The following is a 21,493-nucleotide window of genomic DNA, read 5'->3' as shown; positions in this document are numbered from 1 at the left end:
CCCGGGGTCCTTTGTGATGTGGAGGTGGAATGATCCCTGACCAAAACGGACCGGCCGCGCCCGACGGGGCCGACAAATTCGATGACGAGCACTACCCCGCCTACACGATGGGGCGGGCAGCCGACATGCTCGGCGCCACCCAGGGCTTCCTTCGCAGTCTCGACGAGGCCGGTCTGATCACCCCGCAGCGTTCCGCCGGCGGCCACCGCCGCTACTCCCGGCACCAGCTTCGCCTGGCCGCCCGGGTGCGGGAACTGGTCGATCAGGGCACCGCCGTCGAGGCCGCCTGCCGCATCGTCACTCTCGAAGACCAGCTCCACGAAGCTCAGCGCCTCAACGCCGAACTCCGCGCCGACGACTGAAACCCCACCTGTGAACGCCCTTGTCCGAACCGGGCAAGGGCGTTCGTGCGTGGATGTCGAGACGGCCGAGCCCGCTCCGACTCCCTCTCGAAAGCGCCGGACAGCGGCGCCACGGGAGCGAAGGAGGCCTTGCGATGAGCAAGGTGGTGCTGGATGTGTCGATGTCGCTGGACGGCTTCACCGCCGGGCCGAACGTCCGGGCCGAAGAGCCCATGGGCGACCGCGGGGAACGCCTGCATGAATGGATGGCCGGGGGAGGCCCCGACGCCCGCGTTTTCGAAGAGGTGAACGCGATGGTCGGGGCGACCGTCATCGGCAGGCGCACGTTCGACCTCGGGTTGCGGCCGTGGGGCGGAACTCCGTGGCCCGGTGTCCCCAGTTTCGTGGTCACCCACCGGACCAGGGAAGACCTCCTCGGCGACAACGGCGGCACATTCGTCTTCGACGGGCTGGAGGCCGCGGTCCGCCGTGCCAAGGACGCCGCGGAGGACAAGGACGTACTCGTGATGGGCGCCGACGTCGCCGGGCAGCTGCTGGCCGCGGGCCTGCTCGACGAGGTCTTCCTCCACCTCGCCCCTGTGGTGCTGGGTCAGGGGACCTCTGTGTTCGCCGGGCACGTGGGCGAGCTCGTTCCCCAGGGTGAAGCTGTCGCGGGCGTCGCCACCCACCGGCGTTATCGCGTCCGGTGACTACCACGGGATGGTGGCTCGGATGGCGGCCGAGACCGGTTCGAGGTCGGCGACGAGACGCTCGAGTTCGCTGGGGCTCAAGGCGTTGTAAGGCGCCTCCGCGAGCCGGTCGGTGATCGCCTCGACGCGCTCTTTCGTGGCCCGGCCGGAGTCGGTGAGCCGGCCGTCGGACCCGATCAGGCCGCGGTCGCGCATCCCGTCCACGACGGCGGCCAGCTGCGCGGCGGGGAGATGGCCGACCCGGCCGAACTCGTGCGCGGGTATGCCGACGGACAGGGCGTGGAGCACGTGGCACTCGGTCCCGCCGATGCCCTCGGCCAGCAAAGCGACGGTGTGGCCGTCGCCGCGGTGCTCACGCAACAGGGTGGCCGCGTGCCACAGCCGTGCCACGGGCTCCTCCGGGACCGGAAGCGTTCGGACGGCGGCGAAGAGGGCGCGTCCCTCCACGGGTGCACTGGTCGCCGCCTTCAGCAGGAGTTCGCCGGCGCGCGTGACGCCGGGGTCGTCGGCGAGGTCACCGAGGATCCGCCGCATCCCCGCGACGCATCCCCGCTCGCGGGCGGCCAGCGCCGCCTCGGGCGTGGTCAGCTCCCACACCTTCGGGAGGTGGCGTGCCACCTCGCCCGGGGCGAAGTTGTAGAAGATCGCGTGGATCACCTCGGCGGGCACCGACCGGCCGAACGGAGCGGCCCGCCCGGCGAAGTAGGCGTCCCACGGGTTGCGGAGGCCGAGCGCCATCAGCGCCTCGTCGGACTCGTCGGCGAAGTAGGGGATCAGACCGATGGGCTCGACCAGGTCGTACATGCGGCGGGCGACGGGTTCCGGGTGCGACATCGTGTCTCCTGTGGTCGTGGCGGCGCCCTCGTGGCGACCGCTCGACTACCCCACGAACGACGCACCCGGAAATCGACATCGGGTTACTTCAGGTGCCGGGTGAAGAACCGGCCCGCGGAGTCTCCTTCGAAGTGCGGGACGCCGGTGTGTCCGCCCATGTTGGCGTGCAACGTCTTCTCCCGCGAACCGAAGGCGTCGAACAAGTCGAGGGCGTGCTGCCGGTCGTTCCCTTCGTCGTCCCACTGCAGCAGGACCAGCAGCGGGATGGTGACCTGCCGGGCCTCTTCGAGGATGCTGCGAGGCACGTAGCTCCCGGCGAACAGGACGGCTGCCTCGACGCGGGGCTCGACCACTGCGAGCCGCGTGGCGATGGCGATCACCCCACCCGAGAACCCGACCGGGCCAACGATTCCGGGTAGTCCGAGGAGGGCGTCCAAGGTGGCCCGCCATTCCGGGACCGCCGTTTCGACCAGCGGGAGGACGAGCCGGTCGACGATGTCGCCGGTGACCGGCTCGCCGGCCTTCACCGCGCGCTGCAGGTCGGCGCGGGCTTCGTCGACGGCGGGGAAACGGGGCCTGTCACCGGCTCCGGGGAGTTCGATGGTGGCCGCGGCGTAGCCCGCCGCCGTGCAGGCCCGGGCCCTGGCCTCGAGCCGGGGGTGCATCTTGCCGAGTCCGCCGGGGTGACCCATCAGGATCAGCGGGGCCGGTGCCGCCGATTCGGGCGTCCACAGGATTCCGGGGATGTCGCCGAGGGTGAATTCGCGCTCGAGGGCGTCTCCGAGGCGTCGTTCGGAAGTGAAGTGCATGGTCGTGCCTTTCGGGAGTGCTCGTGAAACGGCGCTCCCGGACGACCTACCGCCCGACCGTGACCCCTGAGAGGAGCACCCATGTCGAAATGTCCACGGGTACCACCTCCTCGTTCGCTCGCACGGCCTCCGGCAAGTTAGCAGCGGCCGGCGATCGCGCGCCAACGGTTTTACCCGAGCACCGAAAGCCCGTCCGCCACGACGACGCCGTCGTGCAGCACCGTGCGGTCCTTGCCGCGGTCCATCACCGCGCTCGTCGGGGTCTCGCCGTCCACCAGCACCAGGTCGGCGCGGTCGCCGGCGGCCACCCCCGGCCGGTCGGCGATGCCCGCCAGCCGTGGGACGTCGTGACTCATGATCGACGCGCCGCCCATCGTCGCGACGGCCAGCGCCATCTCGATCAGGTCGTCCCGGCGGAAGCCGTTCGTGAAGGCCAGCTGCCAGGTGCGGTCGAGCAGGTCGCAGTTGCCGTACGGGCTCCAGTAGTCCCGCTGGCCGTCCTCCCCGAGACCGACGCGCACACCCGCGGTCGTGAGGTCCGCGAGCGACAGCTGGCCGTCGGTGGACGGCGCGACGGTCGCCATCGCGATGTCCAGTTCCGCGAACGTGTCGATCAGGCGGCGGCTCACCGATTCCGAGATCGAGCCCAGTTCGTACGCGTGCGACATCGTGACCTTGCCGCGCATGTCCAGCGCGCGGACCCGTTCGATCACCAGGTCGGTCGAGAACACGCCGAGGTGGCCGGGTTCGTGCAGGTGGATGTCCACCTCGACGCCGTACTTCTCGGCGAGCCCGAACACGACGTCGAGATGCCCCTTGGGGTCCTTGTCCAGCGAGCACGGGTCGATCCCGCCGACGACCGTGGCGCCCGAGCGCAGCGAGGCCTCCAGCACGTCCACGGTGCCGGGTTCGCGGAGGATCCCGGCCTGCGGGAACGCCATGATCTCGACGTCCGCCTGCTTGGCGAAGCGCTCCTTCGCGGCGAGGACGGCGTCGAGCTTCTCAAGCCGGCAGTCGACGTCCACCTGTGCGTAGGTGCGCACGCGGGTGGTGCCGTTCGCGATCATGCGCTCCAGCGTCCCGATGACCCGTTCGGGCAGCGGGACCTCGGCGTCGCGCCAGTTCTCGCGGTCGTTCAGCATCATCGCCCACACGCCCGGCGCGCCGGTGTGCGGCCGGAACGGCAGGCCGATGCGCGTCGAATCCAGGTGGACGTGCACGTCGCTGAACGAGGGGAACAGCAGCCGCCCGCGCCCGTCGACCGTGTCCGGAGCCGGCGCGGCGGCGGGATCGTGCGGCCGCACCGCGGTGATCCGGCCGTCGGCCACCTCGACGTCGCTGCGCTGTCCACCCCACGGGCGGACGTCACGGATCAACACGGGGACACCTTTCTCGCCGGACTCTCTTTGGTATACCAAATCAGGCGAGCGGCGGCAACGTCACTTGGTGTGCCGGTACGGGCGCGTGTGCCCGGTCTCCGCGTTGTGCTTGGTGATGTGGTCGATCCCCATCGATTCGAGCCTCGGGTACTCGGTCACGTCGAACACGTTGTCCTCGCGGCGATGCGGGTAGATGTCGTGCCCCTTGCCCGGCCAGTAGGGGAAGACCACGTGCGTGTCCTTGTTGGAGTTCTTGGCGAAGGTTTCGGAGACGTAGTCCCATTTCTCCTGGACGAGCGGTTTCCTCGGGTCGTTGGGATCGTTGATCCACCCGGGCATCTTGATGTTGTTGTCCTTGAGCGTTCCTTCGAGGGTGTTGCCGCCGTTCTGCTTCGCGATCTTGGTGGCCTTCTCCTCGACCGAGCCGAGGTACTCGTCCTCTTCGCCGCGTTTGCGTTTCTTGGTGCCGCCGGACCAGAAGAAGTGCTTGTCCGCCTTCAGGATCTGGTCGAGCTTCGGCTTGAACTTCTCGAACTCCTCCTTCGACATCTTGTCGACGTTGACAGGAGGCTTCCGCGGGCTCCTTCGCGGTGGCTGAGGTTGCCCGCTGGGGCCGACCGGCTGCGGCCGCTGCTGGTTGCCCGGACCGCTCTTCCCGCAGGGTGGGACAAGGCCGAGCGGGTCGCCGATGAGCAGTGGCTGATCGACGTAGCCGACAGGATTCGGCGCGGCGGCGAGGCCGAGCGGGTCCTGGCTGAGATACCGCGAGGTCCTGGGGTCGTAGTACCGGAAGACGTTGTAGTGCAGCCCGGTTTCGTCGTCGCGGTGCTGGCCGGGGAACGCCAGCGGCATCGACGCGGTGTCGGCGCCGGGCAGCGGCACGCCCCAGAAACTGCTGCGGTCCTGCCAGACCAGCGTGCCGTGTTCGTCGAGCAGCTCGGTCGGCGTCCCCGCGGGTGACGTGATCACGGCACGGAACACGGCGTCTTCGAGGGCGCCCGTTCGCTCGATCTGCACGACGGGGCGGTCGTCGTCGTAGCGTTCCCAGGTCAGGAGCCGGTAGGACTCGTCGGCGGGGTCGTAATCCATCCGCTCGACCACGTTCATCCCGCTCCACAGGAACCGGACGTCGTGCGTGAGCTCGGCTTCCCCTTTCGGATCGAGCAGCCAGCGGCGTTTGGCGAACCGTCGCCCGAGCGCGTCGTAGTGGTAGGTCCAGAGCGCGCCGTCGGGAGTGCGCACGGAGCGCAACCGGTCGAGGTGGTCCCACTCGTAGGCGCAGGACTGATCCCCGGTGACCCGGCCCCGCTCGTCGTCGCTGTAGACGCCTTCGCCGAGGGCCATGGCTCCCGCGGCGTCGTGGGTGAACCGTTCGACCCCGGCAGGCCCGCGCGCCTCGCTGACCCGGCCCGCGGGGTCGTAGGTGAGCTGCCAAGGCCGGATGGCGTCGTCGACGGCGGCGAGCCTGCCGTCCGGCCGGTAACCGTAGACGCGCTGACCGACGCCCACGATGTGCTCTTCGGCGAGCCGGTCTTCCGCGTCGAAGCGCCGCCGGAGCACCACGGTGCCGTCGACGCCGCGCGTGACCTCCCGTCCGGCGTCGTCGTAGCCGAACTCGATTTCGTGGCCGGCGATCCGCAGCGACCGCGGCAGCCCGGACCCGGTGAACCGCCACTCGCTGTCCACACCGGACGATGTCCGGCGGACGAGCACGTCGCCGTCGTGGCGCCAGCACACCCCGAGCCCGTTGATCGTGTCGACGACGATCTGGTCCCCGTCGTCATGGACGAGTTCGACCCGCGACTCGGTGTTCTCGGCGACGGTCATCCTGCCGAGCGCGTCGTATTCGTACAGCGTGACGTCGTCCGGGGTACGCCTCGCCACGACGTTGCCCTGGAGGTCGTAGTCGTACTCGGTCGCGTCACCCGTACTGCTGGTCATGCGAAGCAGTTGCCCCGCCGCGTCGTAGGCGTAGCCGATCCGGCGGCCGTCGTAGTCGACCTCCTCGACGAGCCTGCCCGCGGCGTCGCGGACATAGCGCCAGGTGCGGCCGTTCGGGTTGGTCACCGAGGTGAGCCGCAGTTCGCCGTCGTAGGTGAACAGCGTGCGCGCGCCCGCGGCGTCGGTCTCTTCCAGGACGAGGCCGAACGGGCCGTATTTGCGGCGCCGCGCGGCACCCGCCGCGTCGCGGTGCTCGACGACGTGGCCTTCGGCGTCGTGCACCCACGTCTCGCGGCCGCCGTCAGGGCCGAGCCGCCAGGCGCGGCGCCCGTCGGCCGTCCAGCCGAGCCTCGCCGCGCCGCCGGAGGCCGTATACGCGAGGCGAGGGCGGCCGAACAGGTCACGGTCGCCGGGGCGGTCCGTCACGGGCGCGTCGGCCAGCGGATCGGGCGCGTCCGGGATCTCCACCGGCATTCCGGTGCCGACCAGGGTGGTGGCCGGGTCGAACGCGGGGACCGTCCGCCGGACGTCTCCCGCCGACAGCCGGACCTCGCCGTCGGCGTGTGTCAGCAGCACCGTCGATCCGCCGGGACGGTGGACGGCGACCAGCGCGCCGTCCTCGTCGTACTCGTAGCCGGTCTCCCGGCCGAGTTCGTCCACTGTGGACAAAAGTTCGTCGCGCCGGTTCCAGGCGTAGCGCCGGGAGTTGCCCAGCGGATCGACGCGTTCGACCAGTTGCCTGGCATCGTTGAGGCGGTACGTCCACGTGTGGCCGTCGGCGTCGGTGTGCTTGGTCGTGCCGGGTTCGTAGGCGAACGTCGCGTTGTAGTAGCCGCTCGCCCCGACGGCGCGGACGCAGCGCCCGGCGTCGTCGTAGACGTAGCGGTACCAGGTGCCCGTGCGGTCCTTCCATCCGACGAGCCGGTGCCCGAAGTCGTAGTCGAGCGTCATGGGACGGCCCGCGTAGTCCGTGACGGCGCTCAGCTGGCCGAGCCGGTTGTACGAGAAGCGCACCAGCGGCGGCTGTCCCGGAGCCCCGAGCGCGACGATCCGCCCCTTCGCGGTGCCGATCGCGAGCTCGACACCGTCGTCACGGCGGATTCGCGCGGGCGTGCCGTCGGCCGCGTAGGTGAACTCGGTGCGGGCGCCGTTCCGCTCGATGGCCGTGAGAGGCAGGATCCGGCCCGCGCCGGCGAAGTGCAGCTCGCGATCGCCCATCGACAGCCGGTAGCCGTCCGCCGCGCGCCGCAGCCGGTGCCGCGGGCCCTGCACCGGCAGGACGGGGCCAGTCGTCGGGACGGGATAGGTCAGCACCATGCCGTCTTCGGCGTAGAACAGGATCCGGTCGCTCTGTATCGCCAGCCGTTGATCCATTGTGGACGTCCAAGAGGGACCGAACCAGCGGCCGGCGGTGTAGGCCGACAGATGGGTGCGGGAGAGTTCGAGATCGCCCGCGTCGCCGGGCAGGGTCACGTCGACCTGTTTCATGACGACTTCGCCGGTCGCGACGTCGACGGGGTCACCGCAGTAGTTCTTGGAATCCGACGACGTCGAGCGGTCGCCGTTGCCGTCCTTCTTGGTGGTGTCGGTGCTGCCGCCCCGGTCGCGGGTACCGCCGCCGCCGGTGCCGCTGGTGTTCGTCTGGTCGTTGTCGCTCTTGGTGTTGGTGCTCTTGTCGTTGGTGGTGCCGTCGTTGCCACCGCCCGGCTTGCCGTTGCCGTCGGCGCTGGAGCTGGTGGTGCCCTCGTCGATCCCGCGGTCGTTCCCGCCCTTGGTCTTGGGTGGCGGCGGGGCGTCCACCTTGCCGCCCTGCAGCTTGCGCAGGGCCTTGGCGGCGTCGTCGAAGAGCGTGTCGGCCTTCTTGAGCAGCGGCATCAGGCCCTTGAGCGCCTTGACGAGCTTGGTGGTGAGATCGGCGATCTTCGAAGCGGTCTTGGCGACCGCGGTCACCACCTGCGGCACCACCCAGGTCAGGCCGATGCCGAGGGTGAACAGCACCTGCAGCGCCCAGCTGATGAGGTGGCCGACGAGTTCGGCGATGATGTCGCGGACCAGGGTGCGGACGGCGGCGACGACCTCGCCCGCGGTCTTGACTCCGCTGGAGGCTCCCTCGCACCCCTTCTGTGCCGCGGTGAGCACGGTGACCGTGTCCTGGGACCGTTCGCGGTAGCGGTCCGCGGCGTCGCCCGCCCATGTCTGCAGGTCGGCCTTGACCAGGTCGGTCAGATCCGTGCCGATGGCGCCGAGTTCCTTGGCGATGTTGGACCAGGTCTCGGCCTGCGCCTTGATCTGATCGGCGTCGCCGGTCAGCGCGTCGAGCGCGTCGGAGAGCGGGCCGACGTGTTCGAGCAACCAGCCGACGCCCGCGGCGAGGATCGAACCGAACGGATCCATGGCCATCGACAGCGCGTCGAGAGCCGTCCCGACGGCGCCCATCGCGACCGCGGCCCAGTCGCCCTTCTCGATGCCTTCCTTGAGGTCGATCGCCGATTCCAGCAGCGGGACACCGGAGTGGTCCTTCGTGGAGTCCTGACGCTCAGCGATCAGCGGATTCGCCATCTGTGCCGTCTTCCTGCCTCGGGATCCTCACCGACTGGGCAGGCAATTTCTACCATCGCCGCGCTCCGGTGCCCCTGTGCGGAAAGGATCTTTGCCCGCCCGCCGGGAGGACGACCCGTACGGGCAGGGTCTTGCGAGTTCTGCCATGCGGAAGTTAACCTCCGCAGATTGAAATTGCCCGGCATCGCTCGCTTCTATCGAGAGGCGGATCCATGGTGAAGAGGACGCGGGCCGAAGCGGCCGCGAGCGGCAGGCCCGAGGACGAACGGCTCGGGATCGGCAGGAGTTTCACTTACGGCATCCAGCACGTCCTGACGATGTACGGCGGGATCATCGCGCCGCCCCTGATCATCGGCGGCGCCGCGGGCGTTTCGACCGCCGAGATCGGGCTGCTCGTCGCGTCGTGCCTGTTCATCGGCGGCCTGGCGACGATCCTGCAGTCGTTCGGCATCCCGTTCTTCGGCTCCCGGCTGCCGCTGGTCCAGGGCACCTCCTTCGCGGGCGTGGCGACGATGACCGCGATCGTGGCCGACGGCGGGCTGCCCGCCGTGTTCGGCTCGGTGATCGCGTCCGCGGTGCTCGGCCTGCTCATCACGCCGGTGTTCTCCCGGCTGGTGAAGTACTTCCCGCCGGTGGTCACCGGGACGGTGATCACGGTGATCGGGCTCAGCCTGATGCCGGTCGCGGCCCAGTGGGCGATGGGCGACAACACCAAGGCGCCGGAGTTCGGCTCGGTCTCCAACATCGGGCTGGCCGCGATGACGCTGGCGATCGTGCTGCTGCTCAGCAAGGTCGCCGTCCCGGCCATCTCCCGGCTCTCGATCCTCCTGTCGATCGTGCTCGGCACCGTGCTGGCCGCCGTGCTGGGCAAGGCCGATTTCTCCCAGGTCTGGGACGGCCCGATCTTCGCGGTGCCGACCCCGTTCGGCTTCGGCGCGCCGACCTTCGACATCGCCGCGATCGTGTCGATGTTCATCGTCGTGCTGGTGACCCTCACCGAGACCACGGCCGACATGCTCGCGGTGGGGGAGATCGTCGGCACGCGGGTCGGCAAACGCCGGATCGGCGACGGGCTGCGCGCCGACATGGCGTCCTCGGCGGTCGCGCCGGTCTTCAACGGGTTCATGCAGAGCGCGTTCGCCCAGAACGTCGGTCTCGTCGCGATCACCGGCGTCCGGAGCCGGTTCGTGGTGACCGCCGGCGGCGTGATCCTGCTGGTCCTCGGCATGCTCCCGGTGCTCGGCCGGGTGGTCGCCGCGATCCCGTACCCGGTGCTGGGCGGCGCCGGTCTCGTGCTGTTCGGCACGGTGGCGGCGTCCGGTATCAAGACGCTGTCCAAAGTGGACTACAACGGGAACATGAACCTGGTGATCGTCGCGGCCTCCGTCGGGCTGGGCATGGTCCCGATCGCGGCGCCGGAGTTCTACCACCACTTCCCGGCGTGGGTCGGCACGATCTTCCACTCGGGGATCAGCTCCGCCGCGCTCATGGCCGTCGTGCTGAACCTGCTGTTCAACCACCTGAAGCCGGCCAAGGCGGGCAGCGACCCGTCGGTGTTCGCGACCGCGACCAGGGTGATCGACTACTCCGACCTCAAGGCCTTCTCGCGGCTCAAGGACGGCGACAAGATCGTCGACGGCAAGATCGTGGACGCCGAGGGCAAGCCGGTCCAGGTGCGCGACGAGGACGGCAGGCCCGTCCCCTACCGGATCGGGTCCGAGCCGGAAGAGCACTGAATCCGGCCGCCGGATGGCTCGCCGAAGGTGATCCTGACCTGGGGGTCTACAGAAATTTGGGACGGCGACGTGTGCGACGCGGCAAGACCTGCGACAATGGACGGCGAGATCGGGGCATCGAATGAGCTCAGACTCGCTATGAAGAGCAGGTAGAAAAAGTATGGCTCAGGGCAGCGTTAAGTGGTTCAACGGCGAAAAGGGCTTCGGCTTCATCGCTCAGGACGACGGCGGACCGGACGTTTTCGTGCACTACTCGGAGATCCAGGGCAGCGGTTTCAAGTCCCTGGACGAAGGGCAGCGCGTCGAGTTCGAGATCGGCCAAGGTCAGAAGGGCCCGCAGGCCCAGCGCGTCGTCGCCATCTGACTTTCTTCACGCCGAAGGCCTCCATCCGTACCGGGTGGGGGCCTTCGGGCGTTTCGGGACCCGATATCGTCGATGCATGCTTGTGATCCTTCGTGAGCACCCGTGCGGCCGGACGCGGTGAGCCGCTCCGCCCTGGAGCCCGAGCAGGTCGGGCGGAAGGTGCGGTTGCGCGAGGTCGGGCTCCGGGATCGCCGGGTCCTGATGGGCTTCGACCGTGACATGGCCCGCGAGGCGACACCGCTGCTCGGCGGCGGGCACCGGCACTGGGCCTCGCACCGCTCGGGGTCCTCGGGCGACGACATCCACTTCGGCATCGAGACGGTGCGCGGCCGGATGCTGGTCGGTTCGGTGTGCACCATCGGCGCCGACCCGGTGACCGGCCGGTTCGGCTACGGCATCGGGATCGCCCCGCGCCACCAGCGCTGCGGGTACGCCACGGACGCCATCACCGTCCTCCTGGCGCATATGTTCGGGCAACGCGGCTTCCGCAAATGCGAGGTCAGCGTGTACGGCGGCAACCTGGCGTCGCTTTCCCTGCACGGCGGTCTCGGCTTCCGCGAGGAAGGCAGGCTGCGCGACACCGAGGTCGTGCGCGGCGAGATCAAGTATCTCGTGCGGATGGGCATCACCGCCGAAGAATTCGCCGCGCGCCCCGTCGACAGCCTCGCCGGCCTCGGCAGGCGCGGACAGCACCGGCGGCCCCGGCGCGGCAAGCACTGGCGCACACCCGCCGCGATCAGCGGCTGATCATCCCGGATTCGTAGGCGAAGACGACGGCCTGGACGCGGTCGCGGAGGCCGAGCTTCGTGAGGATGCGGCCGACGTGGGTCTTCACCGTGCCCGGCGAGAGGAACAGCAGCTCGGCGATCTCGGCGTTGGACAGGCCGCGTGCCAGCTGCTGGAGCACCTCGTGTTCGCGGCCGGTGAGCAGGGCGAGCCGGTCGTCCGGCGGCGACACGGGCAGGCCGGTGACGACCCGGTCGAGCAGCCGCCGGGTGACGGTGGGCGCCAGGGTCGCCTCGCCCGCGGCGACCACCCGGACCCCGGCGAGCAGATCCGGCGCCAGCGCGTCCTTCAGCAGGAAGCCGCTGGCCCCCGCCTGGAGCGCGGCGTAGACGTATTCGTCCAGGTCGAACGTGGTCAGCACCAGGACGCGGGCGCGCTGAGCCGCGGCGATCGCGGCGGTGGCCTCGACGCCGTCCATCTCGGGCATCCGGATGTCCATGAGCACGACGTCGGGATCGAGCTCCGCCACCAGCGCGACGGCCTCCGCGCCGTCGCCCGCCTCGCCGACGACGTCGATGTCGTCCGCGTTGTCCAGGATCATCCGCAGGCCGGTGCGCACGAGCGCCTGGTCGTCGGCGATGACCACCCGGATCGTCATGACGGCAGGGTCGCGCGGACGGCGAAGCCGCGCTCCGCCCGCGGACCCGCGTCGAAGGTGCCGCCCAGTACGTTCACCCGTTCCCGCATCCCTTCGAGGCCGTGCCCGGTGCCGGATGGCGCTTCCGCCGCGATGCCGTCGTCGGTCACCTCGATCTCCAGCGTCCCTGGCTCGTACCGCATCACGATAGTCACCGACGCGTCCGGACCGGCGTGTTTCAGCACGTTCGTCAGCGCCTCCTGCACGATCCGGTAGGCCGCCAGGTCCACTGTGGACGAAAGTGGCCGGGGTTCCCCTTCGACGCGGAACTCGACCGGCGTGCCCGCCGACCGGATGTCGGCGGCCAGCCGCGGCAGGCGCTCCGCACCGGGCCGGGGCTCCCAGTCCGGCTCGTCCTGGCCGAGCGCGCCGAGCAGGCGCCGGATCTCGCTCAACGCGGTCCGCCCGGTGTCGACGATGGCGTCCAGCGCCTCCCGCGATCGCTCGGGCCGCCGGTCCAGTTCCGCCTGGGCGCCCTGCGCTTGCAGGACCACCACGGAAAGCGCGTGGGCGACGACATCGTGCAGTTCGCGGCTGATGCGGCCGCGTTCGGCGGCCACGGCCAGCGCGGCCTGGGTGTCGCGCTCGCGTTCGAGATCGGCCGCCCGCTGCTCCAGCACCGACAGGCGGATCCGGCGCTGCCGCGTGTTCAGCCCGGCGAGCCATGCCACTCCGAGTGACAGGCCGATAGCCGGAAAACCGCCCCAGTCCTGCACTTGGTGGTCGTCGGCGTCGGTGCCGACCGGCGCCAGCCGATCGATGATGATGAGTCGCGGTGGCGTCGGGCCCGGGGTCCGCGTGTTCGCTTCCGAGGCATAGAAAGACCATGCTCCGGCGACGAGCAGTCCCGCCGCCAACAGGGCGACGGAACGCCGCCGCGACCCCCAGGCCGCGACGGAGAAGAGGCCGACCAGCGCCACGACGTCGACGGGTTTGAGGTCGTTGCCCAACGCCAGATGCAAGAGCGAGGCCGTGCCCCCGGCCGCGAAGGTGATCGTGGGATTCCGGTGCCGGACGAGCAAAGAAGCCAAGGCCACCAAGGAGACCAGCCACCACTCGAAGCCTTCTGGGTCGTCTGCCGAGACCACAGTGGACAGTCCGATGAGGATAGTAAGGCCGCGGTCGACGGCTCTCGGGTGATTCCTGAGGAAGGCCAGCACCAGCCGAGCGTAATCCCGCATCCGGTGCCGCGGATCCCTCTCGCGGCAGACCTCGGGATACGACCTGCGGCAGACGCGCGAATACGGCGCCGGGCTCCAGCCTGGACGCAGGAAGATCCTCGACAGAAACGGAAACCCCATGAGACGGCTTCTCGTCGCGCTGACCGCCCTCGCCGGCATGGTGTCCTTGGCGAGCCCGGCCGCGGCGGCCCCACGCTTGACGTTGCCGCCGCCGACCGGATCGCATCCCGTCGGCTCCACCGAACTGCATCTCGTCGACCGCTCGCGCCAGGACCCCTGGGTGCCGTCCGGTCCGCGCGAGCTGATGGTGTCGATGTTCTACCCCGCGCTGCTGCCGATCGGCCCGAAACGGCCCTACCTCACGTTGGCCGAGGCCAAGGCGTTCCTGACCGAATCGGGCCTGCCCGACATCGACCCCGCACTGGTCGCCGGGACCCGGACCGGCGCCAGGGTCGACGCGCCCCCGCTGCCGGGCAAGCACGCGCTCGTCGTCCTGTCGCCGGGATTCGGCAAACCGCGCACGACGCTCACCGGGCTCGCGGAAGAGCTGGCGAGCAAGGGGTTCGTCGTCGCGCTGATCGGCCACAACCACGAGTCCCACGGCACCGCTTTCCCGGACGGCCACGTCACCGGATGCGCCGCGTGCGGATCGGATTCGAAGCTGCTCCCGCCGATCCGCTCCGCGGACGCCTCGTTCGTCCTCGACACGTTGACCAGGCCTTCGTCGCACTGGTCCCGGCTGATCGACCGGACGCGCATCGGGATGGCGGGCCACTCGATCGGCGGGTACAGCACGCCGGCCGCGATGGTCGACGACCGGCGGATCCGCGCGGGCGCCGACCTGGACGGCAGGCTGTGGTCGCCGATCCCCGCGTCCGGGATCGACCGGCCGTTCCTGCTGCTCGGCCGCGAAAGCGAGTACACCCCGGCCGGCCCGGACACCACGTGGGCGGGCAGCTGGCCGAACCTCACCGGCTGGAAGCGCTGGATCAGCGTCGCGGCGGCCGGGCACGCGTCCTTCACCGACGTCGGCGTACTCGGTGAGCAGCTCGGCCTGAGCCAGCTCGGTCTGCTCGGCGGCGAGCGCGGCATGGCGCTGACCAGGGCGTACGTCTCCGCGTTCTTCGACAAGAACCTGCGCGGCGGACATCAGCCGCTGCTGGACGGGCCGGTGCCGGGCAACCCCGAGATCAAGTTCTGGAACTAGCCGAGGAAGGTCCCGGTGAGGCTCTCGGAGAGCTTCCAGAGCCGCGCGGCCTCACCGGGATCGATCGCGTACGGGCGCACTCCGACCCACTCGCCCTCTTCGGGGGCGATCTCGGCGATGTCGCAGTCCTCGCAGTAGAGCCCGCCCATCCCGTCGAGCCGCGGTGACGTCGCCGCCCAGACCTGGGTCGCCGCGCCCTGCTCCGGCGTTTTGAAATCCGGGTCGGCCAGGTTGCCGTGCTCGTCGATCCAGCCGCGCTCGACCATCTCGTCCTGCCGCAGATGCCGCTGCAGGGGCGTGAGGATGGCGCCCGGATGCAGGCTGAACGCGCGGATCCCGTGGTCGGCGCCGAGCGTGTCCAGCCGCACCGCGAACAGCACGTTCGCCGTCTTGGCCTGGCCGTACGCGAGCCAGCGGTCGTAGCCGCGCTCGAACTGGACGTCGTCCCAGCGCATCGGCGAGGAATGGTGACCGGAGGAGGACACCGTGACGACGCGGGCGCCGCCGTCCGCCTTCAGCGCGGGCCAGAGACGGCTCACCAGGGCGTGGTGGCCGAGGTGGCAGATCGCGAAATGCGACTCCCAGCCGTGGCCGACCCGCCGTTCCGGCGCGGCCATGATCCCGGCGTTCGCGATCAGCAGGTCGACCGGACGCCCGGTGCCGAGGAACCGCCGGGCGAAGGCCTCGACGCTCGCCAAGTCGGCGAGGTCGAGCTCGTCGACCTCGGCACCGGAGATCCCGGCGAGCGCGGCCTCGGCGTCGGCCGGACGGCGCGCGGGGACGACCACCTGCGCGCCGGCGTTCGCCAGCGCGCGCGTGGTTTCCAGGCCCAGTCCCGAATAGCCACCGGTGACGACGGCGAGCTTGCCCGAAAGGTCGATCCCGTCCAGTACTTCCCCGGCGGTGCTGCGCGCGCCGAAGCCGGAGCCGATCTTGTGCTGTGAAGTGGTCATGCGGCGGACGCTAGGAGCTAGAGGGCCCTCTAGGACAACCGCTATCGTCGCCGGCGTGACGGAACTCGCGATCGGCCAGGTCACCGCCCGGACGGGCCTCAGCGTGCACGCGCTTCGCTTCTACGAGATGGAAGGACTGCTCGCGGCGGCGGTGAAACGGGACGCGAACGGCCGCCGCGTGTACACCGAACAGGACGTCGACTGGCTGGTGAACTGCACGAAGTTCCGGGCGTCCGGGATGCCGCTCGCCACCATCCGCGAATTCGCCGAACTCGTCCGGCAAGGACCGGGAAACGAGGAAAAGCGGCTGGAGCTGCTGCGGGAACACCAGAACACCGTCCGGGACCGGATCGCCGAACTGGCCGACTGCCTGGAGCTGATCAGCCGGAAGGTCGAGGTCTACGAGGAGCATGTCGCGCGGGGGACGGCGGACGGGCTCTGGCGCTAGGGGACGGGACGCCGGTCAACATCGCCGTCGAAGGGGATCACGCATACATCCGCACGTATGACGCGGCGTGGAAGGCCAAGCGCATGCGGAACGATCCGCGGATCGAGATCGCCCCTTCGACGTTCCGCGGCATCCCGACCGGCGAGGCCGTGAGCGGACGGGTTCGCCTGCTCGACGGTGACGAGGCACGGCACGCGGCCGATCGCCTGGCCAGGAAGCATCGGCTCTTGCACGGGTTCCTCGTCCCGCTCGTGCACCGGTTGAAGAAGTACAAGACGCTCCATTACGAAGTACGACTCGAATAGAGTCCACAATGGACAGACACTGCCACCCGATCGGTGCAACGTTTCGCCTGGCGATGGGCAGGAGCGGCCCCTAAGCTTTGCCGCTCGTGACCTGCGAGGTGAGACGATGAGGTCGTTCGGCGCGGTGGATCCGATCAAGCTCGCGCTCGCCGGGCTCACCACGATGGCCCTCGGGATGGCGGCGGCGCTCAACGCCGACGCGCTGCCGGTGATCGGCGGCGGCATCACCTATTCCGCCGAGTTCTCCGACGCGGGCGGACTGCGCGCGGACAACGACGTCCGGGTCGCCGGGGTCAAGGTCGGCAAGGTGTCCGAGATCGGCCTCGAAGGCGATCGCGTGCTCGTCTCCTTCCGGGTGAAGGACGCGTGGGTCGGCGACGCCACGAGCGCGTCCATTCGGATCAAGAACGTCCTGGGGCAGAAGTACTTGGCGCTCGACCCGCGCGGCGAAGCGATCCTCGACCCCGGTGACCCCATTCCGCTGCGGCGGACCACCGCGCCGTATGACGTCCTTGAAGCGTTTCGGGATTTGTCGAAAACCGTCGACGCCATCGATGTCGGCCAGCTCGCGAAAAGCTTCGACACGATTTCGGCGACCTTCGCCGATACGCCTGCCGACGTCCGCTCCGCGCTGGACGGGATCTCGAAGCTCTCCGGCACCATCGCCTCCCGCGACCGGCAACTCCGGACACTGCTCGCGAACACCCGGCAGGTGTCGCAGACCCTCGTCGACCGCGACACCGAGGTCCAGCGGTTGATCCAGGACGGCAACGCGCTGCTGCGCGCGATCTCCACCCGGCAGCAGGCGATCAAGGATCTGCTCGACGGATCGAAACGGCTCGCGACCGCGCTCGACGGCATCATCGCCGACAACGACGGGCAGCTCGGGCCGGTGCTCGAACAACTCGACCGGCTGACGTCGATGCTCCAGCGCAACCAGGATTCGCTGGCCAGGGGGATCGCCGCGTTCGCGCCGGCGATCCGGGTGCTCACCAACGTCGCGGGCAACGGGCGCTGGATCGACGGCTACCTGTGCGGGCTGGTCCTGCCCACGTTCGGGCCGCTCAACGAAAAGGGCTGTTTCGACTCGTGAGTGGTAAGGACGGTTCTAACCGTCCTTACCACTCACGACCCCCACGCTCACCGCCGCTCTTTCGTCCGCCGCAACCAGTACAGCCCGATCACCGGCAGCACCAGCGGGATGAAGAGGTAGCCCTGGCCGTAAACCGACCATACGGTGGCGTGCGGGAAGGCCTCGCGGTCGAAGAGGCTGAACGTGCCGACGGTCAGCACGCCGAGCAGCTCGACGGCGCAGGCGATCAACGCGACCCGCCACCAGCCCGCGCCGCGGCGGGCCAGCGCGATGGTGGCCAGGAGGTACACGACGGCCGCGAACGCGGAGAGGGCGTAGGCCAGCGGGGCTTCGTGGAACTTGGTGCTGATCTGCACGGCGGCGCGTGAGGTCGCCGCCAGCGCGAAGATCGCGTACACGGCGACCAGGATCCGTCCTGGGCCGGAGGCCTTGTCCACCGTCTTCTCCTCGGTCTCTTCACGCACTGGCGCCCGCCCACACCTCGTGCAGCCGGAGCACCATCACCGGGATCGCGAGGCACGCGATGCCGAGGATCACGGTGCTCGACCGGGTGCGCTCGGCCAGCGCCCAGAACGTCCCGAGCGGGAGCACGACCAGGCAGCCGATCAGGTAGGCGAGATAGGTGGCCATGCTGCCGGGGCTGCCGCCGCCGATCAGCAGTACGACACCGATCACGAGCTGGGCCACCAGCAGGAGTTCGACCACGGCGAGGCCGCCGAGCAGTGCGTTGTCGGGCAGCTTCCCGCGTGCGGCCTGGACGAAACTCCACGCCGCGACCAGCGTCGCGCAGATCGCGACGGTCACCGCGAAGCCTGTGATCACGTCGGCCTCCTTACCAGCTCCACCGGCGACAACGTACCTCCGGGCGGATCGTCGCCGACGGGCGACCGGTGGGGTGCGTGGCGGGCGCCACGGCGGGCTCAGTGGTCCAGACCTCGGGTGAATAGATCACGAAACGCGTTCGGTTGGCGCACCGTCAATTCGGTCGCGCGTTATTGCGTTGGCCACCTGGACCAGGGATTACGCCGCTGGTTCGTTCCTGTTACACACCGACCGGGTGGTTTAAATGCGAGTTGATCTCACGCTGGGTACCCCTACCATTCGGTAGATTTCGAATTCACGTCCCTGAACAGCCCATCCGAACCCCCGATATGGCGGATTGGCCGTTCGGGATCCGGCAGGTGGAATATTCTCCATCGCGATGGTGCACATGGCCCATCCGATTGGTGCCAAGGAGGGGGCGCTCGAATGGACGTCCGGTACGAAGCGTATTGCTTCGCCGATCCACTGTTCTTCGATGAGCAGCGGGAAACCGGGGACGCCGCCGACGATTTCGCCTCCCTGTTGCCCGCTCCTGAGGTCGGCTGGCGCACCGGAGTGCGCGGAGTGTGGCGGCTGTTGCACCCGATTGCGCGAAATCTTCCCTTGCAGGGCTGGAAAATCCACGTTTCAGCAGGTTTGGCCAATGCCGAGCGGGTGCTCGTGAAGGTGCACGAGCATTGTGTCGAGCACGACGTGTCCTACAAGCATCTGCGCTCGCGGAGCACGCTGCTCGCGAGGAATTCAAAATACGCTCCGCGTGACGGAAGCGGTAAGTTACTGACTCTTTATCCGGCTGACAACAACGAGCTGGAACGCGTTCTCGCCGAGTTGTCGGCGAAGCTCGACGGCGAACCGGGGGCGTACATTCTCAGTGATCTCCGGTATGGTGCCGGGCCGCTCTACGTCCGCTACGGCGGATTCGCCGAGCAATGGGTCGAACTCGACGGCAAGCGGGTCCTCGCGGTGCGCAAACCGGACGGCACCCTGGTCCCGGACAAACGCGAGCCGACCTTCTCCGTACCCGACTGGGTGACGATTCCGGAGTTCCTCGCGCCTCATCTCGCAGCTCGCAAGAGCGGCAGCGCGGATCAGTTCCCTTATCAGGTGAAAAGCTCGCTGCACTTCTCCAACGGCGGCGGCGTGTACCTCGCCGACCGGAAGACCGACGGCGAACGGGTGGTCCTCAAGGAGGCCAGGCCGTTCGCCGGCCTGGACCGCGACGAGGTCGACGCCGTCGAACGTCTCCGCCGCGAGCACGAGGTGCTGGAGCGGTTGAAAGGTATCGACGGCATCCCCGCCACCTACGACCGCTTCACCGTCTGGGAGCACCACTTCCTGGCGATGGAGTACATGCCCGGCGTTTCGCTGGGCAACTGGCTCGCCCGCAACTACCCGCTCACCAGGCGCGACACCACCGAGGCCGACATCGCCGCGTACACCGAACGCGCGCTGGCGCTGGTCCGGCGGGTGGAGGCGATGGTCGGTGAGGTGCACGGCCGCGGGATCGTCTTCGGCGACCTGCACTCGCTGAACATCCTGGTCGACGGGGAGGACGGGGAAGACAAGACGGTCTCGCTGATCGACTTCGAGATGGCGTCCGACGTCGAAAGCGGCACGCGGCCCGCCCTCGGCGCGCCCGGCTTCCGCGCTCCGCGCGACCGGAAGGGCTTCGAGGTCGACGAGTACGCGCTCGCCGTCCTGAAGCTGTGGATCTTCCTGCCGCTCACCACGCTTCTCGAGCTCGCCCCGGCGAAGCTGCGCGGGCTCGCGGACTTCGTCCAGCAGCGCTTCGACGTCCCGGAGGGTTACGCCGACTCGATCGTCGCCGAGCTCGCACCCCGGAACGTCCCGCCGCTGACGAGCGCGACCGAGCTGGACCAGGACAAGCCGAACTGGGTGCTGGTGCGCAAGCAGATCACCGAGGCGATCCTCGCCAGCGCGACCCCCGAGCGCACCGACCGGCTCTTCCCCGGCGACATCGAGCAGTTCCGTGTCGGCGGAGCGTGCTTCGGTTACGGCGCGGCCGGCGTCCTCTACGCACTGAAAACGGCCTGCGGTGAGCGCCACCGGGAGCACGAGCGCTGGCTGCTGGACTCGATCCGCCGCGAACCACCGGGACGTCCGGGGTTCTACGACGGCTCGTACGGGATCGCGTACGTCCTCGAAGAACTCGGGTACCGGGACGAGGCCACCAAGCTGCTGTCGGCGTCGGCGACGCTGGTCGAGCAGACCACCGACCACGGTCTGGAAGGCGGCCTGTCCGGTATCGGGCTCACCCAGCTGCACTTCGCGGTGTCCCGCAAGGACAACGAGTTCGGCAGGCAGGCGCTCGCCACCGCCGTCCGGCTCGCCGAAGCGCTCGAAACGGCCGACCCGCCCGGCGACTTCGGCAGGGCCGGGCTGCTCAACGGCTGGTCCGGTCCGGCGCTGCTGTTCGTGCGGCTGTTCGAGCGCACCCGCGAAGAGGGCTGGCTGTCCTTCGCCGACCAGGCGCTGGAGCGGGACATCGAGGAGTGCGTCGAGTCCGACGACGGCTCGCTGCAGGTCCGCGACGGCGAGACCCGGACGTTGCCCTACGCCGGTGTCGGCAGCGCCGGGATCCTCATGGCCGCCGAAGAACTGGCGAAGTACCGTCCCGGCGCGAAGGCGTTGAAGAGCCTTCCCGGCCTGCGTGAAGCGTGCCGCGGCGAGTTCGTCATCCATCCCGGGCTGCTGTTCGGCCGGGGCGGGCTGATGACCGCGCTGGCCATGGGCGCCGAACCGGACCAGCGCGTCCGCGACGCCATCGACCTGCATCTTTCCCGGCTGGCCTGGTACGCGGTGCCGTACAAGGGCGGCCTGGCGTTCCCCGGCAACCAGCTGCTGCGGCTGTCGATGGACGTCGTCACCGGCGGCGCGGGCGTCCTGCTCGCCTTGGCCGCCACCCTGGACGGGAAGGCCGCACTGCCTTTCCTGTCCTCTCGAACTGCTGTCCAGTGAGGACGGCGGACCAAAGAGATAACGAGTGAAAGGGAACACCATGGAACTGGTTCTCGACCTGCAGGCCCTGGAAACCCCCGAGGTCCTCGAGGGCGGCGGCGGTGGCAGCCACGGCGGCGCGAGCAACCTCAGCCTGCTGGCCTCCTGCGCCAACAGCACCGTCAGCCTGCTGACCTGCCACTGAGTCACGGCTGACCACTGACGGCGCGGGAGCGGCACAGGCCAAGTGCGCCGCTCCCGCGCTTTCATTTTGCCGTCTGGTTCATCTCGTTGGGATCACGTTATAAGGAGTGGGATGCGGAGCCGGTCGGGTGGGTCGTGGGGGGGGGGTTTGGGTGGGAACCCAACCCCCCCCCCCCACCCCCCCCCCCCAACCCCCCCCCCCCCCCCCGAAAAAACCCCCCACCCA

The 21,493-nt window shown here is 69.4% G+C and carries 20 protein-coding genes; 11 read left to right on the top strand and 9 right to left on the bottom strand.

The genetic code is table 11. From position 1 onward, the window contains the following. The first annotated feature begins 29 nt into the window (after positions 1 to 29). On the top strand, positions 30 to 362 hold the full coding sequence (locus AC0685_RS00520) for a MerR family transcriptional regulator (RefSeq protein ID WP_340686752.1): 333 nt from the start codon (positions 30 to 32) through the stop codon (positions 360 to 362). 134 nt (positions 363 to 496) lie between these two features. Beyond that, positions 497 to 1,051: a dihydrofolate reductase family protein gene (locus AC0685_RS00515; RefSeq protein WP_478223617.1), complete on the top strand. Its 555-nt coding sequence runs from the start codon at positions 497 to 499 to the stop codon at positions 1,049 to 1,051. Here AC0685_RS00515 and AC0685_RS00510 read toward each other — a convergent pair whose 3' ends face one another. From AC0685_RS00510 to AC0685_RS00495, 4 genes are all read right to left on the bottom strand, one after another. Beyond that, positions 1,052 to 1,885: an SCO6745 family protein gene (locus tag AC0685_RS00510; RefSeq protein WP_478223616.1), complete on the bottom strand. Its 834-nt coding sequence runs from the start codon at positions 1,883 to 1,885 to the stop codon at positions 1,052 to 1,054. Positions 1,886 to 1,968: 83 nt separating this feature from the next. Further along, positions 1,969 to 2,694: a dienelactone hydrolase family protein gene (locus AC0685_RS00505; protein WP_478223615.1), complete on the bottom strand. Its 726-nt coding sequence runs from the start codon at positions 2,692 to 2,694 to the stop codon at positions 1,969 to 1,971. A gap of 170 nt (positions 2,695 to 2,864) precedes the next feature. Beyond that, positions 2,865 to 4,073: an amidohydrolase family protein gene (locus AC0685_RS00500; protein WP_478223614.1), complete on the bottom strand. Its 1,209-nt coding sequence runs from the start codon at positions 4,071 to 4,073 to the stop codon at positions 2,865 to 2,867. Between the two features lie 60 nt (positions 4,074 to 4,133). Further along, positions 4,134 to 8,573: a DUF6531 domain-containing protein gene (locus AC0685_RS00495; protein ID WP_478223613.1), complete on the bottom strand. Its 4,440-nt coding sequence runs from the start codon at positions 8,571 to 8,573 to the stop codon at positions 4,134 to 4,136. 212 nt (positions 8,574 to 8,785) lie between these two features. Here AC0685_RS00495 and AC0685_RS00490 point away from each other — a divergent pair, with 212 nt between their 5' ends. From AC0685_RS00490 to AC0685_RS00480, 3 genes are all read left to right on the top strand, one after another. After that, entirely contained in the window at positions 8,786 to 10,309 is a 1,524-nt protein-coding gene (locus tag AC0685_RS00490; protein WP_478223612.1) for a nucleobase:cation symporter-2 family protein, read from the top strand. A gap of 160 nt (positions 10,310 to 10,469) precedes the next feature. Then, positions 10,470 to 10,673 (top strand): cold-shock protein, encoded by a 204-nt coding sequence (locus AC0685_RS00485; protein WP_005149851.1) that lies wholly within the window; start codon positions 10,470 to 10,472, stop codon positions 10,671 to 10,673. A gap of 102 nt (positions 10,674 to 10,775) precedes the next feature. Further along, the gene (locus AC0685_RS00480; RefSeq protein WP_478223611.1) at positions 10,776 to 11,420 is read left to right on the top strand and encodes a GNAT family N-acetyltransferase; all 645 of its coding nucleotides are present in this window, start codon (positions 10,776 to 10,778) and stop codon (positions 11,418 to 11,420) included. On the opposite strand, the gene AC0685_RS00475 is transcribed toward AC0685_RS00480, so the two are convergent. Beyond that, positions 11,410 to 12,057, bottom strand: a complete 648-nt coding sequence (locus tag AC0685_RS00475) for a response regulator (protein ID WP_478223610.1) — start codon at positions 12,055 to 12,057, stop codon at positions 11,410 to 11,412. The genes AC0685_RS00480 and AC0685_RS00475 overlap by 11 nt on opposite strands. After that, entirely contained in the window at positions 12,054 to 13,277 is a 1,224-nt protein-coding gene (locus AC0685_RS00470; protein ID WP_478223609.1) for a sensor histidine kinase, read from the bottom strand. Before AC0685_RS00470 ends, AC0685_RS00475 begins: the two co-directional genes overlap by 4 nt. A 118-nt stretch (positions 13,278 to 13,395) precedes the next feature. On the opposite strand from AC0685_RS00470, the gene AC0685_RS00465 reads away from it, so the two are divergent. After that, on the top strand, positions 13,396 to 14,484 hold the full coding sequence (locus tag AC0685_RS00465) for an alpha/beta hydrolase family protein (RefSeq protein WP_478223608.1): 1,089 nt from the start codon (positions 13,396 to 13,398) through the stop codon (positions 14,482 to 14,484). Here the strand turns inward: AC0685_RS00465 and AC0685_RS00460 are convergent. Further along, positions 14,481 to 15,437: an SDR family NAD(P)-dependent oxidoreductase gene (locus AC0685_RS00460; RefSeq protein WP_478223607.1), complete on the bottom strand. Its 957-nt coding sequence runs from the start codon at positions 15,435 to 15,437 to the stop codon at positions 14,481 to 14,483. The genes AC0685_RS00465 and AC0685_RS00460 overlap by 4 nt on opposite strands. A 55-nt stretch (positions 15,438 to 15,492) precedes the next feature. Between AC0685_RS00460 and AC0685_RS00455 the strand changes: the two genes are divergently transcribed. The 3 genes from AC0685_RS00455 (at position 15,493) to AC0685_RS00445 (ending at position 17,283) form a co-directional block, all read left to right on the top strand. Further along, positions 15,493 to 15,885: a MerR family transcriptional regulator gene (locus AC0685_RS00455; RefSeq protein WP_478223606.1), complete on the top strand. Its 393-nt coding sequence runs from the start codon at positions 15,493 to 15,495 to the stop codon at positions 15,883 to 15,885. Then, entirely contained in the window at positions 15,804 to 16,190 is a 387-nt protein-coding gene (locus tag AC0685_RS00450; RefSeq protein WP_478224423.1) for a PPOX class F420-dependent oxidoreductase, read from the top strand. The genes AC0685_RS00455 and AC0685_RS00450 overlap by 82 nt, the downstream gene beginning before the upstream one ends. A 106-nt stretch (positions 16,191 to 16,296) precedes the next feature. Next, positions 16,297 to 17,283 (top strand): MCE family protein, encoded by a 987-nt coding sequence (locus tag AC0685_RS00445; RefSeq protein WP_478223605.1) that lies wholly within the window; start codon positions 16,297 to 16,299, stop codon positions 17,281 to 17,283. Positions 17,284 to 17,330: 47 nt separating this feature from the next. Here the strand turns inward: AC0685_RS00445 and AC0685_RS00440 are convergent, their stop codons facing one another. Continuing rightward, positions 17,331 to 17,747, bottom strand: coding sequence for a hypothetical protein (locus AC0685_RS00440; RefSeq protein WP_478223604.1), 417 nt, complete (start codon positions 17,745 to 17,747; stop codon positions 17,331 to 17,333). Further along, the gene (locus tag AC0685_RS00435; protein ID WP_478223603.1) at positions 17,740 to 18,105 is read right to left on the bottom strand and encodes a hypothetical protein; all 366 of its coding nucleotides are present in this window, start codon (positions 18,103 to 18,105) and stop codon (positions 17,740 to 17,742) included. Before AC0685_RS00435 ends, AC0685_RS00440 begins: the two co-directional genes overlap by 8 nt. 426 nt (positions 18,106 to 18,531) lie before the next feature. Between AC0685_RS00435 and lanKC the strand changes: the two genes are divergently transcribed. Beyond that, positions 18,532 to 21,084 (top strand): class III lanthionine synthetase LanKC, encoded by a 2,553-nt coding sequence (gene lanKC / locus AC0685_RS00430; protein WP_478223602.1) that lies wholly within the window; start codon positions 18,532 to 18,534, stop codon positions 21,082 to 21,084. Positions 21,085 to 21,124: 40 nt separating this feature from the next. Further along, positions 21,125 to 21,268 (top strand): SapB/AmfS family lanthipeptide, encoded by a 144-nt coding sequence (locus AC0685_RS00425; RefSeq protein WP_091598068.1) that lies wholly within the window; start codon positions 21,125 to 21,127, stop codon positions 21,266 to 21,268. Positions 21,269 to 21,493 lie beyond the last annotated feature (225 nt).

The organism is Amycolatopsis sp. NPDC043889, from assembly GCF_056435645.1.
The sequence above is the reverse complement of the archived record's forward strand: the minus strand, read 5'-3'. Positions and strand labels throughout refer to the sequence as shown.

Coding starts and splice junctions, on each gene's coding strand:
- AC0685_RS00475 (WP_478223610.1), bottom strand. CDS start 12,057: ATGACGATCCGGGTGGTCATCGCCGACGACCAGGCGCTCGTGCGCACC.
- AC0685_RS00520 (WP_340686752.1), top strand. CDS start 30: ATGATCCCTGACCAAAACGGACCGGCCGCGCCCGACGGGGCCGACAAA.
- AC0685_RS00495 (WP_478223613.1), bottom strand. CDS start 8,573: ATGGCGAATCCGCTGATCGCTGAGCGTCAGGACTCCACGAAGGACCAC.
- lanKC (WP_478223602.1), top strand. CDS start 18,532: ATGGACGTCCGGTACGAAGCGTATTGCTTCGCCGATCCACTGTTCTTC.
- AC0685_RS00465 (WP_478223608.1), top strand. CDS start 13,396: ATGAGACGGCTTCTCGTCGCGCTGACCGCCCTCGCCGGCATGGTGTCC.
- AC0685_RS00505 (WP_478223615.1), bottom strand. CDS start 2,694: ATGCACTTCACTTCCGAACGACGCCTCGGAGACGCCCTCGAGCGCGAA.
- AC0685_RS00470 (WP_478223609.1), bottom strand. CDS start 13,277: ATGCGGGATTACGCTCGGCTGGTGCTGGCCTTCCTCAGGAATCACCCG.
- AC0685_RS00485 (WP_005149851.1), top strand. CDS start 10,470: ATGGCTCAGGGCAGCGTTAAGTGGTTCAACGGCGAAAAGGGCTTCGGC.
- AC0685_RS00460 (WP_478223607.1), bottom strand. CDS start 15,437: ATGACCACTTCACAGCACAAGATCGGCTCCGGCTTCGGCGCGCGCAGC.
- AC0685_RS00425 (WP_091598068.1), top strand. CDS start 21,125: ATGGAACTGGTTCTCGACCTGCAGGCCCTGGAAACCCCCGAGGTCCTC.
- AC0685_RS00490 (WP_478223612.1), top strand. CDS start 8,786: ATGGTGAAGAGGACGCGGGCCGAAGCGGCCGCGAGCGGCAGGCCCGAG.
- AC0685_RS00515 (WP_478223617.1), top strand. CDS start 497: ATGAGCAAGGTGGTGCTGGATGTGTCGATGTCGCTGGACGGCTTCACC.
- AC0685_RS00445 (WP_478223605.1), top strand. CDS start 16,297: ATGAGGTCGTTCGGCGCGGTGGATCCGATCAAGCTCGCGCTCGCCGGG.
- AC0685_RS00510 (WP_478223616.1), bottom strand. CDS start 1,885: ATGTCGCACCCGGAACCCGTCGCCCGCCGCATGTACGACCTGGTCGAG.